Source organism: Thioclava sp. F34-6, from assembly GCF_002213235.1.
Taxonomy (GTDB): Bacteria; Pseudomonadota; Alphaproteobacteria; order Rhodobacterales; family Rhodobacteraceae; genus Thioclava; species Thioclava nitratireducens.
The window spans coordinates 1-11,566 of the sequence record NZ_NBOA01000016.1 but is presented as its reverse complement, the minus strand read 5'-3'; the positions used below and the strand labels follow the sequence as shown (position 1 = coordinate 11,566).

Annotated in this window: 12 protein-coding genes and 4 pseudogenes; 11 read left to right on the top strand and 5 right to left on the bottom strand. The window is 58.5% G+C overall.

The genetic code is table 11. From position 1 onward, the window contains the following. Nucleotides 1-175: 175 nt before the first annotated feature. The 5 genes and pseudogenes from B6V72_RS18445 to B6V72_RS18425 all read left to right on the top strand — a co-directional run. Nucleotides 176-541 carry a transposase gene (locus B6V72_RS18445; protein ID WP_107818346.1) on the top strand — a complete coding sequence of 122 codons (366 nt, stop codon included), beginning with the start codon at nucleotides 176-178 and terminating at the stop codon, nucleotides 539-541. Next, on the top strand, nucleotides 538-885 hold the full coding sequence (gene tnpB, locus B6V72_RS18440) for an IS66 family insertion sequence element accessory protein TnpB (RefSeq protein ID WP_075777369.1): 348 nt from the start codon (nucleotides 538-540) through the stop codon (nucleotides 883-885). Before B6V72_RS18445 ends, tnpB begins: the two co-directional genes overlap by 4 nt. A gap of 62 nt (nucleotides 886-947) precedes the next feature. Further along, nucleotides 948-2,543, top strand: a complete 1,596-nt coding sequence (locus B6V72_RS18435; RefSeq protein WP_088736307.1) for an IS66 family transposase — start codon at nucleotides 948-950, stop codon at nucleotides 2,541-2,543. Next, a complete protein-coding gene (locus tag B6V72_RS18430; protein WP_088736309.1) occupies nucleotides 2,543-2,881 on the top strand; it encodes a YnfA family protein in 339 nt (112 codons plus the stop codon). Before B6V72_RS18435 ends, B6V72_RS18430 begins: the two co-directional genes overlap by 1 nt. Nucleotides 2,882-2,899: 18 nt before the next feature. Further along, nucleotides 2,900-3,046, top strand: a pseudogene (locus B6V72_RS18425) (transposase); the annotation flags it as partial. Between the two features lie 9 nt (nucleotides 3,047-3,055). Here B6V72_RS18425 and B6V72_RS18420 read toward each other — a convergent pair. The 3 genes from B6V72_RS18420 to B6V72_RS18410 all read right to left on the bottom strand — a co-directional run bounded on the left by B6V72_RS18420 (nucleotide 3,056) and on the right by B6V72_RS18410 (nucleotide 6,379). Further along, nucleotides 3,056-4,492: a DUF4365 domain-containing protein gene (locus tag B6V72_RS18420; RefSeq protein ID WP_088736306.1), complete on the bottom strand. Its 1,437-nt coding sequence runs from the start codon at nucleotides 4,490-4,492 to the stop codon at nucleotides 3,056-3,058. Between the two features lie 267 nt (nucleotides 4,493-4,759). Beyond that, on the bottom strand, nucleotides 4,760-5,302 hold the full coding sequence (locus B6V72_RS18415; protein ID WP_088736305.1) for a hypothetical protein: 543 nt from the start codon (nucleotides 5,300-5,302) through the stop codon (nucleotides 4,760-4,762). A 150-nt stretch (nucleotides 5,303-5,452) separates the two neighbouring features. Continuing rightward, nucleotides 5,453-6,379, bottom strand: coding sequence for an exonuclease domain-containing protein (locus tag B6V72_RS18410; RefSeq protein ID WP_240497762.1), 927 nt, complete (start codon nucleotides 6,377-6,379; stop codon nucleotides 5,453-5,455). 348 nt (nucleotides 6,380-6,727) lie between these two features. On the opposite strand from B6V72_RS18410, the gene B6V72_RS18405 reads away from it, so the two are divergent. Beyond that, complete coding sequence (locus tag B6V72_RS18405) at nucleotides 6,728-6,994, top strand: helix-turn-helix domain-containing protein (protein ID WP_088736304.1); 267 nt, start codon at nucleotides 6,728-6,730, stop codon at nucleotides 6,992-6,994. Between the two features lie 353 nt (nucleotides 6,995-7,347). On the opposite strand, the gene B6V72_RS18400 is transcribed toward B6V72_RS18405, so the two are convergent. After that, on the bottom strand, nucleotides 7,348-7,875 hold the full coding sequence (locus B6V72_RS18400) for a hypothetical protein (RefSeq protein WP_146696229.1): 528 nt from the start codon (nucleotides 7,873-7,875) through the stop codon (nucleotides 7,348-7,350). Nucleotides 7,876-8,366: 491 nt separating this feature from the next. On the opposite strand from B6V72_RS18400, the gene B6V72_RS19460 reads away from it, so the two are divergent. Further along, the gene (locus tag B6V72_RS19460; protein WP_240497761.1) at nucleotides 8,367-8,690 is read left to right on the top strand and encodes a hypothetical protein; all 324 of its coding nucleotides are present in this window, start codon (nucleotides 8,367-8,369) and stop codon (nucleotides 8,688-8,690) included. Nucleotides 8,691-8,704: 14 nt separating this feature from the next. Further along, nucleotides 8,705-8,932, top strand: a pseudogene (locus B6V72_RS19455) (glutathione S-transferase C-terminal domain-containing protein); the annotation flags it as partial. Between the two features lie 438 nt (nucleotides 8,933-9,370). On the opposite strand, the pseudogene B6V72_RS19055 reads toward B6V72_RS19455, so the two are convergent. Next, a pseudogene (locus tag B6V72_RS19055) lies at nucleotides 9,371-9,457 on the bottom strand (IS5/IS1182 family transposase); the annotation flags it as partial. Nucleotides 9,458-9,565: 108 nt separating this feature from the next. Between B6V72_RS19055 and B6V72_RS18385 the strand changes: the two are divergent. The 3 genes and pseudogenes from B6V72_RS18385 to B6V72_RS19330 form a co-directional block, all read left to right on the top strand. Further along, entirely contained in the window at nucleotides 9,566-9,748 is a 183-nt protein-coding gene (locus B6V72_RS18385) for a hypothetical protein (protein ID WP_088736300.1), read from the top strand. A 36-nt stretch (nucleotides 9,749-9,784) separates the two neighbouring features. Further along, complete coding sequence (locus tag B6V72_RS18380; RefSeq protein ID WP_146696228.1) at nucleotides 9,785-11,059, top strand: cache domain-containing protein; 1,275 nt, start codon at nucleotides 9,785-9,787, stop codon at nucleotides 11,057-11,059. 301 nt (nucleotides 11,060-11,360) lie between these two features. Further along, a pseudogene (locus tag B6V72_RS19330) lies at nucleotides 11,361-11,566 on the top strand (Fic family protein); the annotation flags it as partial.

The following is an 11,566-nucleotide window of genomic DNA, read 5'->3' as shown; positions in this document are numbered from 1 at the left end:
ACAAAGGGATACGCGCCTGCATCCCGGGCCGAAAGCAACGCAAGACGCCCATCAAATATGACAAACGCCGCTACAAGGTAAGCGCCCGATTGATGCCGCCTGCCTGATGGAGGCGGACCGAGATAAGACACGTGCATAACGACGTCTTTAGCGACGTGTCTTATCGGGAGGCGCTATGTTGGGTGAGGTTCTGGGTGTCGAGCGGCGCCGTCGTTGGAGCGACGAGGAGAAGCTCGAGATCTTGCTGGAAGTGGGTGCTGGCGGGGCTTCGGTTACGCAAGTTGCTCAGCGACATGAGCTCACACGCTCGCAAATCTACGGCTGGCGCCGGGACCTGAAGAAGAAGGGCCTTTGGTCGCCGGATCGGGGAGCAGTCTTCCTGCCTCTTGATTTCGGCACCCAGTCCGAACCGGCCCACTCCCCGCCCGCTCGCCCGGTTTTTGTCGAGCTGCGTTTGGGGAACGGTCGCTGCCTCCGTTTCGACAGCAGCATGGATGGGGAGGCGCTGACCGGGCTGATCCGCGCGGTGGAAGCGGCATGATCGGCCCAGGCACCGGGGTCCGGGTCTACCTGGCGTGCGGCGCGACCGACATGCGGAAAGGAATTGCCGGTCTCTCAGCCCTGGCCCAGGAAGTGCTGCGCCAGAAACCCACCAGCGGCGCGGTCTTCGCGTTCCGCGGTCGAAAGGGGGATCGGCTGAAGCTGCTCTACTGGGATGGCCAAGGCTTCTGCCTCTATTACAAGGTCCTCGAGCGCGGACGGTTTCCTTGGCCGAACACCAAGGCCGGGGTCGCGCGGCTGACCTCCGCCCAGCTGGCGATGCTCTGGGAAGGGATCGATTGGAGGCGCCCGGACTGGGGCGCACCACCCGCGCGGGTCGGGTAGATTATCTACCTGAATCCACTTGTTTTATTGGCCATCTCGACCTGTGCATGGTATCAGTCGGCATGTCCGATGATGCCGACATTCTCTCTGATGATCCTGCGGTCCTGAAGGCGATGATCGCCGCACTTCAGGCGGAGAATGCACGCATGTCGGCCACGCTTCAGGCCCACGAGCAGTTGGTTCAGGCTCTGCGCTTGCGGATCGCCAAGCTCCAGAAACAGGCCTTCGGAAAGTCCTCGGAAAAGATCGAGCGTGAGATCGCGCAACTCGAACTGGCGCTCGAAGACCTGCTGGTCGCAGTTGCCGAGAAGCGTGATGGGTCAGTCGAGGAGGAGGTGCCTGCGGCGATCGATGCCGCTGTCGCTGAGAGCAAGCCTCGTCGACGCCCGCGCGTCTCGGACACGACACCTCGCGAACGGCGCGAACTCGATCCCAGCTCCTGTTGTCCCGACTGTGGTGGCGACCTTCGCGTGGTGGGTGAGGATGTCAGCGAGTTGCTCGACATGGTCGCGGCGCAGATGAAGGTGATCCAGATCGCGCGGGTGAAGAAGTCCTGTCGCCGGTGCGAGAAGATGGTGCAGCCTGCCGCCCCAAGTCGCCCTATCCCCGGCAGCATGGCTGGTCCTGGGCTTCTGGCCCAGATCCTCGTGTCCAAGTTCGATGATCACCTTCCGCTCTATCGCCAGAACGAGATCTACGCCCGTATGGGGGTCGACATCCCGGACAGCACGCTGCTGGACTGGTGCGGACGCGCCATGAAGATGCTCGCCCCTATCATTGAACGGATCGAGGCCGAGGTGATGGCCGCGCCGGTGCTGCACGCGGACGACACCCCGATCCGCGTCCTGGACCGGTCACGCCGGGACCGCGGCCTCGGCAAAGGGGTCAAGCAAGGGCGGGTCTGGGCCTATGTCTCTGATCAACGTCCTTGGGACGGTGCCGCGCCGCCGGGTGTCGTCTACCGCTTCTCCCCGGATCGTAAGGGAGAACATCCTCAGCGGCATCTGCAAGACAGCGGCGGTATCCTCCAGGCGGACGCCTATGCTGGCTTCAATCTGCTTTACGAACCACGCGCGGACGGCAGCAGCCAGTTCCGCGAGGCCGCCTGCTGGGCGCATCTTCGGCGCGACTTCCATGATGTCTGGGACAGCACGAAATCCGAGATTGCGCGGGAAGCCCTCGACCGGATCGGCAAGCTTTATGATGTCGAGCGCGAGGTCGCCGGTCAATCCGCCGAACTACGACAGGCCGCGCGCCAGACGCACTCCCGCCCCATGGTCGATGCCTTCAAGGCCTGGGCCGAGGCCCAGCTGCTGCGTATTCCGGGCAAGAGCGATCTCGCCAAGGCCTTCCGATACGGTCTCAGCCGCTGGTCTTCCTTCGAGCTCTTCCTCGAAGACGGCCGCGTTGGCATCGACAACAACCCCGCCGAGCGCGCCATGCGCCCGATCGGCATCGGACGGAAAAACTGGCTCTTCGCCGGCTCCGATAGCGGTGGCGAGACGCTGGCCAGGGCGATGACCCTCATCGAAACCGCCAAGATGAACGGGCTCGATCCACAGGCTTGGCTCGCCGATATCCTCGACCGTATCCATGATCACAAGATCAACCGGCTTGACGAACTGCTGCCGTGGCAGTGGAGCGCAGCTCGCCCATGATGAGCGTCTTCGCGGCAATCGGCATGTATGCCCTGGCTGCTCTCGCCGAGATCGCGGGCTGCTTCGCGTTCTGGGCCTGGCTACGTCTTGACCGCTCAGCCCTCTGGCTTATCCCGGGCGCGATCTCCCTCGCCCTGTTCGCATACTTGCTGACGCGTGTTGAGGTCGAGTTTGCCGGTCGTGCATATGCGGCCTACGGCGGCATATACATCACAGCATCTATCGCATGGCTTTGGGCCGTAGAGAGGCAGATTCCGACCCGATGGGATATCATCGGCGCAATCTTTTGCCTGACCGGCATGGCGATCATCTTGGTCGCCCCTATGCTTCAGAAGTAACCTGCGGTCTCAATCGGGCGGTTACGCTACAAGCGCCGTAACCGGATCGAGATAATGTTCGGTAGGCTCAAAGACTGGAGGCGTGTGGCGACCCGCTATGACCGATCTCCGAAGGTCTTCCTCTCCGCCATCGCCCTAGCGGCTCTCGTCATCTACTGGTTATGAATCCTGACCCTAGGACCCTATATCATCGCCTTGCTGGCGGAGGTACAAGCTCGTCAAGAGCCGCTCTGCCCGCGCAAGGCCAAATTCCGGGTGCGCCGCTATGCAGCGATCCCAGAAAAACCGCGCGAAGCGTGCATTCACAAGGGACATGCGTCCGAAAGCGGTAATCTGCCGCGCGGCCCACGGCCATATCCAAGGCGCGGTATCTGCTTCGCTCAGCAGTGTGTTGATTTCGCGAAAGGCCGCCCGGCCATCGCCGAGACTGAACAAGACGTTCGCGCGCCATCCAGAAACGGCCGAGGCTCGGCCCATTTGCCGCTCCGTGAAGACGACGCGATCAAAATGGTCGAGCGCTTCTTCGTATCGACCATTGCGATGATGATAGTGCGCAAGGGCGTTGTGAGCTTCAGGCAGGTTTGGGCTCAATCGCAAAGCTTCGCGATAGTGCTCGGCGGCAACGTCTTCCTTCCCGAGCCGCTCGAAGCTTGTTCCGAGGTTCTTAAAGCACATAGCGGCCATCTGCGGATACTCGGCAAACTCGTGGTCGTTGAGCGCAGCCATATAGAGAATCTTGGCCTCGTCCTCACGACCTAACGCCGACAACCCGTTGCCGATGGTATAGTACAGGCTCCCAATCTGATAACGGCCTGTTTCGAGCCTAGACCTGAAGTGCGCCACGGCCGCCTCGATCCGCTCCGTGTTAGGGATTTGAAATCCCAGACCAAGATTGATCTCCGCCATGTAGCAGAAGTCCATAGCGTCTTGATCCGCGCCGAGAACGGCATGGAACTGTTCGAAGGCGGCGCTCAAGACTGTGTCTGTGCCGCTGTTATAGAGTTGTTCAGCCAACTGCCGTGCAAGCACAGGGTCTTCCGGCACATGGAGCTCGGGTCGGGCGGCGCGAAGCAGGTTTGGTATTGCTTCAATGGGGGCTATCGTTTGCGCGAGCCTATGGTCCCGCGAGATTCGCATGCCTGAGCGAGCAAGGGCCGCCAATCGTGCGAGCCATTCCAGCGAAAGCTCCTCGGTGAATGGAATAGTCAGGGTCTGCTGCTCGGCCCAGTTCTTGCCACTATGCTCATAGTGGCGCAGCACCGCCTCGACGAAACTGATGCGGAGCGACTTCGTCGGTGCATGATAAGCCACATAGAAGCTGTAAGGCTGCGCGATCAGATAATTGAGATTAGACCGATCGACCGAGATGCTGAGCGAGCCGTCAGCATTGAGGGCGCGCTCTGTTCCCTTTAGCTGGACATTCACGCGGACATTGGTGGCATGACCATCGACGACCACTTCTATTTGACAATCGGTCCCGTAATCCTTCCGGTCACCTCCTTGGAAGACAAAGTCGCTGCTCTGCGCGATCAGCGCCTGAAAAGCCGCTTCTGTTTCATCTTCCAAGGCGTGGTTGCGAACGCGTTTGGGCAGATCATCAAACGAACTCACATCATTTCCTCTCTGCCTGCCCGCGGGAGTACGACTTGGGACGCCGCCTTGTGGCCGCCTGCCTAGAGACTGCTAAAATAGGCGATTGGTTTCGGCCATAATTTGTTGTGCCTTGTAAGGATGTAGCTCGGCCCGCGCTGCGGACCTTGGTCAATCGAACAATGCTGCATGATGCCACGAAGGGCCGGTTCGGGGAAGCCGCGCCGCAGCGATGATCATCCCGTCGAAGAGCAACTCTAGGCCGAATGTGAAAAACCATAAGCATGTTTATTTGGCCCCAAGAAGTTCAAGCCCGTACTCTGATCTCCACCAAATGCGGTTCTCGAAGCTGTCGATCAACCGGCTACCTATAATTTTTTGGCTATGGTTGGAGAACATCCCGATGGCCGACGGGACCTTCGATAGCCAAGCAAAAATATCCTGCAACTCTTGCCAGGTGATACTTCGCGTTTCTTCGTTAAGTTCCCAAGCCAAAGTGGCAGGCTGATTTTCCATGGTCGCCGAGAGGCCGATCAAACCATGGCAAACACCGTTCCGGATATTGAGCGGATATTGAAGCTGATTTCGAAGCGTGGTGGCGAGTAACGTGCGCATCGGTGAAGCGTTTTGGGCATCGCTTACGGTAGCTTCCCAAGCTTTGAGAACAGCCGCAATGCCATACGCTGACTTAGGAAGTTGTCCATCGTGAGCACTTGTAACTTCCGCACGCGCCGCTGTCTCGATCCTCGACCACAACAGCAAGAGAGACCCTAATGAACCTCTAATCTGCTCGAAGGATACATGCTCTTTCGCCCGCTCCAAATTCCGCATCTAACTTTTCCGCTGCTACAACGCCCCACTTTAATTGAGTTGGCTTGTGCTGAAATGTTGCACTGTGCGCGGAAGACCGCAATGCGCAAGCTGCGCCGCAGCATCAGGTCTGCTCTTGAATGGCTGCTTCGGCCGGACAGGGGGGGATGTTCAGCTCCTAGCAACCAGGTTCAGAAACTCCGTTTCACCGATTATCTGAAGGTCGTGCCCCTCGGCGATGAGCTTCTCGGCCTTGCGGTGTTTGGAGCTCTTGTTCTGCCCGGCAGCCATCACAGAAAGATCCTGGTCGCCAACGACTAGGAGGTGGACCTTCTTCGAAACGCTCTGGGTCGTCGTGATTCCGACCCGCGCCGCGGCTTCGGCAGCTTCGCTGCGGGTCATGGAGAGCGCCCCCGTGAACACGGCAACTTTTCCAGATAGTGGCCCGTCTGCGCAGCCCGCACGCATGATCGCTGATTTCACTGCCGATCCAGTTGGCCTCGAAAAGATCTCGGCGAATGAGATGCCCATTAGCAACTCGGCTCGGAGGATAACCTCAGCTGCAGCCCGGGCATCCTCGCCCGCATCGTGGTGGCGGAAATCCAGGCCCAAGGCCGTTTTCAGGTGACCTAGCCCATGGCCTCCATTTCCCTTGAACTCCGGCCAGGCGCGACGCGCGACCATCACGCTGTCGTGCCATTTCAAAGGGCGAGGAACCCGACCGCAGGCTTCGGTTGCACAACGGATCGCGCGGCCATCAAAGGAGCTGTGTTGGACGAGCATGTGTCGCTCGAGGAAGTCACCGATCGCATCCAGGAAGTCCTCGAACAGAGGTTGTCCAGATACGTGCTCCGGCCGGATGCCGTGGATCTGGATGTTCATTTCAGAGAACTCGCACTGCGGGTCAATCAGCAAGGTCACGACCTCTTCCACGCCGCCTTCCTCGACGGAGGCCATGCCAATCTGGCAAATACTGCTCGCGTCTGAGTTTGCGGTTTCTACGTCGATCGCGATGAAGCGGTAGGATTTTGACAGCATAGCTTGCAGCATCGGGAAGGTGTTCACCGCCAAAGCGCCACCAAGAGATTGTTTTGTCATGTTGGATCCACATCACATTCCAGGAGCTAAGGGCTCAGCTTGCAATATCTTGTCTCTGGGGTGTCAATCGGTTGCGGACCACGTTCGAGCGATCGCGAGGGAATTGTTGTGCATTTGCAGGACACAGCTACAAACCCCTGATCGGGGAAAATGACGCTCGGGAGAGTGCCGGAAAAACCGCTGCAAAACTCTGGCCGTCGTTGTTCATGCCTACTTGGGCGACCGTCTCCTATCGGCTGGCACCGACCATCGACCGCTTATGGCTCAAAGGTCGGCTCTTGGCCGATCGCTCCCAAGCCTGACAACGCGAAGCTCCCAAAAATACCTGAACCATGCTATGAGAGACACATGAAGAACTTTCGCGACAAAATGCTAGAGGTGCGCCCGGAGATCGCGGAGCGCGAGGCTGAGTTTCCGGCTAAGATCGAGCTCGCGATGGAACTCCGTGCTCTGCGCGACGCAGCCAACCTAAGCCAGGAAGAGATCGCAAGTCTTTCAGAGTTGTCGCTTGGAGATGTTCAGGTCTGCGAGTCGCTCACCGGAGAGATGCCGGCACCTGACCTTGTCGCAGCGTATCGCTCTGCGGTTTACAAGCACACATCTTTGCAAGCTTAGCCCGGGGGCAAAAACTCACCGCGAACCCAACGTGCGATCAAGGGGGCGTTCATCTGGAAACGGATAGAAGCCCGAAGAATTCGGACATGAACGCCGAGAGAGGCGCGCGCTCCACACCCACTTCGACCAGTAAAGTGCAGCTGGTCGAAGTTCTGTCGCTCGGTGTAGTTCAGCGCAACTCATACGAATATCGGTTCAGCGCCGAGCAAACCCTGAAACTCGCCTCTCGCTGCTCTGACCCTATGCTAAGCAGCGATCCACCACTCAATACGCATTCCCGAACTCTTCTGTCTGAGTTGCCGCCTGCGCGTAAGTTTTCAACGCCCTGAGCCGCAGGCGACGCTTTTTTCTCCTCAGCGGCCAGCGACTTGAGCAGAGTTCACAAGCGGCCAATTTTCAAAGGCGACCTCGAGTAGGAGCCGTTCGCGTGAATAGACTGTGCCGAAATCGAACGCCCGTTCGACCGGGTCCCCCGTGAAGGCGTCGAGCCGATGAAATCCCGGCCGAACCGGCTCGGCCAACTCTCGACATTTCCTTTCGAGACGTTTCGCCTCTTCCCATTCTTCATCGATGCGAAGATGCGCGATGGCCCGGTCCAGCTTTTTCTGCTGCTCGCGAAATTCGCGCGTCTGTCGCTCGTATTCTTCCAAGGTTTTCGCGCCGCACTGAGGATCTGCACCGAAATATGCATCGACAGCGTTCATCGTCTCGTCCCAGGTTTCTCCGGTTTTGATGAGTTTCGGAGCGACGGGGATGGCCGCGCTTTGGCGCAACGAGCCCGCCATCGTGACAAAGGCCGGAAACTCCGACGTCCGGCGGGCTAGAAAACGTAGGCAGAGCAACACAACCCGGCTCCGGTCGTGGCTGGATGAAAGACCCATGGCAGTCCGACCCTGCCCTTCGGTATGATCAGGTCTTCATCTGATCCAATCCCCAGGTAACTTTGCGCTCAATCTGGTTTCCGCAGATTGGATGATCGACCCAACTTTTGATTGTGGCCAGGCACCCTGCGGACGTGAGGCTCGGCCGGGTGCTCCAGTGCCAATTCGATGCGGCGATCACGCCCACGAAACTGGCCGAAAAAGTCTTCTGTTTCGATTTCCGTCCGCTCCCGCGCGATCCCATATCCCTTCTGAGGCGCACGGAGACACTGTCGCCAATCGGACCAGCTCTTCAAAGGAACACCATGTGATCCCCCTTGCCACGCCCGATCCGTCGATCCCGTCTCAAACACCTTGGGACTCCGATTAACCGCGCCTCGGCTTCCAGAAACTCGCTTCGATATCGAGCGCAATGCATTCCCCGGAAGTTCCACATCCGCGGAAACGCCACCACCCACATCAACCCTACCAAACGAATGGAAAAACTGCACATGACAAAGGCCATCATCAACGGCAAAATCTTCAACACCGCGACCGCTACCGAGATCGGCAGTATCGGCTCGCCCGGGGGACTATCGGTCTCCGATTTCTGGTTCTGGGAGGCAACGCTCTACCGCAGCCCGAAAGGGAACTACTTCATGGAGGGCGAAGGCGGAGCGCGATCGCCCTTTGCCCAGCCGTATAACACAAATGGTTGGATCGGTTCGGCTGGGATCGTCGCACTCTCGCCCGAAGACGCTGTGGCCTACGCGGAGAAGTCGCTTTCCAGCGACACCCTTCTCGAGCACTTCGCGGATCACCTGACCGAAGGCTGAAGCGACGCCCCAACGCGATCAACCGCTTCGCGACGGAGACCAAGCGCCAGCTCGACGTTCTCGACCGTCGCCTTGCCGAAACGGCCGATCTGAGGGGCGACGACTACACCATCGCCGATATCGCGATCTTCCCGTGGTATGATGGGTTCGTGAAGGGATGGCTCTATGACGCGGCCGAGTTCCTCTCGGTGCACGAATACAAGAACGTGCTGCATTGGGCCGATACGGTTCTCGAACGGCCCGAAGAATTTAAGAGTCAGGGCTGCGGAAAATCCCGCTCAGCCCGCCTCCGGTCGACGGAGGCCATCGCCAGCCTGAATGAGTTTCTCCTGCATGTGCAGGAATGCCCCGAACTCAGCGACTATACTCGTCGTAAGGCATGGCGCGTCCCCCGCATGTGCGGGGAAAAGGCACACCCGGACCGCAAGGTTCGGGTGTCCGTGCTTTGGCGCAACCAACCCCCATCGTGACAAAGGTCGGAAACTCCGACGTCCGGCGGGCTAGAAAACGTAGGCAAGAGCAACGAAAAGCGTGCGCATTTGTCCTGAGCGATGGCGACCATCGAGTTGTAGTCGCTGATCGAAGGTTCCTGCATAGACCGCATGCCCCAAACTAGCGCCATCCGGCGCGATACGTGCTCATCGCGGGTCATGAGGATCAGCGGCAATTTGGGGCGACGTGTCCTGCAACGCTTCTCTCAACCAACCGGCGTCATCACGGTGAACGCCGAGCAACCATTTGACGTCTGGCAGGAGGCTGAGCAGCGCCTATTCCGCTATGGCGGCCCAGTTGGCATGCATGAGATCGAAAAAAGCTTCGAGCTACCATAAGGACGGTAATGACAGAGATGAAACAGCCTAAGAAAGTGGAGTGCCGTGGGTAAGGTCTATGTTCCTCACCGTGTCGTCATACGCGATGCGAGCGGGAAAATCGTCAGCGACGAAGAGTTTGATGATTTCGACGCCGCAAAGCCTGCCTTTGACTCCAAGGAGGCGTTACCTGGCATGGAAGTTGCGATCCAGCATGGCGCACGGGTGATCTTTAAGAAGTTCAGGTAAGGCTCCTGCGCGATCGGAGCAGTCTTTTGAGGCTCAGTGCGGCTCGTCCGCAAAACACCATGGTTCGTTGACCCTGCCTCCTTAAATTGTGAGGATGAGTGCGATGATCCGCTACCGAAACAAGTAATCGATATACATCGCAACGCCGAGTTTACGAAATTCTTTGTTTTCGACTTTTGCCCGAGCCAAGATTGGACAATGAACGTTCTTCGAACCAAGAGTTTGCCGGGTCTCTTCCGGCGCACCGCGATAGCGATGGCTCTCTGCGTTCTGGCGACGTCCATCTTTGTCGCTAAAATCTTGTCTGATCAGGCGCTCAACTTCCGGACATCCGCTGAGCATAAGCTTTTGCTCCGTGGCGCCGATGCGGTTGCATTAAGCTTCAATACTGCCCTGACAAGGGAATGGGGTAGCCTTCATGCCGTCGCAGACGCCATCAGCTTCGCATCGCCCGCTGAGAAGAGACGCTTCTTAGCCGCCGCTATGAGGGCCAGTGATCAAGTCGCGTGGGTAGGGTTCGCGTCGCTCGACGGCACCATCCAGTCAGCATCGGACAGTAGCGAGGAAGGGAGCGACGTCAGCGCTCGGAGATGGTTCCTGGATGGTCTTCAGGGTCCCTCCGTCAACGTGAACACCGACGCCGGAAATGATGCGACGGTCGGCACCCCCGAGGGATATCTGGATTTGTCCGCGCGGGTTCGCGGTGCGCGGGGTCAAGTGGCAGGCGTTCTCGACTACCGTCTGCGAATTGAATGGGTGCGCACTTTTCTTCTCAGGGCGAGCAAAGACATCGGCATCGACGTGATCGTTCAGGATAACGACGGGAAGTCGATCATTGATACCCGCTCGGAGTCTGCACCTTTGCCCGCGAGCCTGACCGCGAATGGGAGCTTGCACAACAAGTCTTCCGGCGCTTTCCAGCTTGTCGGAGGAAAAGACGGGGCCACCTATGCCCTCGCCCCTGACTTCTTCCGAACCAGCCTACCCGGTCTGGAGTGGCCGGTTTTCGTAGTGCTTCGTCAAAATCAACTGGAGAGCGATCTGCCCGCTTTGACCTGGGTTGTCCTCTCTGCCATCGCAATAGCTGCGATCTCTATTTTGGCCGGCACCTTACTGTTCCTGAAGCTGTTGCTCCACCCCGTCGAACGCCTCGCGCTGGCGGCCAAGAATATTGCGAACGGCACTTATGTCGCGCTCAAAGCCTCGAACTCTTCGAGAGAGGCAGGCTCTCTTTCAAGCGCGCTCGCGGTCATCCAGGACAAACTCCTGTCGAGATCAGATAAGGATAGATCGGATCCAAGAACACATTGAGGCGGTAGACACGAGGTCTGCGGCGGCAGCTGACCTGCTGCACCACCGCAGTTACCCCCAGAATCTGGGGACAGGATTGTGGAGAGGAGCGGTGACGCCCAATGTCGCTTCGCAAGGTTCTACTGTGCTCAAATAACGGGCACTCTTCGACTTGCCGGAGAACCAGCCATTCGACCGCTGAGGCAGCAACGCGCCAGGATGAACCTCCAAGATCGGCAATCAATATCGGCAACCCCTTGGACTTTATCTCGGATAGGCCCAATGCTATATGGCCCTTAGCAGAAAGAGAAGATCGGCAAAAATGTTGGAAACTCCCGGCAGAATCGAACCTTGCTTCTTCGAGGAAAACATCCCCGCAGAACTTGCCGATCTTTCGGTCGACATTCAGAGGGAAGCGGCTCACCTCGGACAAGGCTTACACCCGGACAGTGCGGCTGAGCTCGCGGACCTCGTTCGCGTGATGAACTGCTACTACTCGAACTTGATTGAAGGCCACAACACACGCCC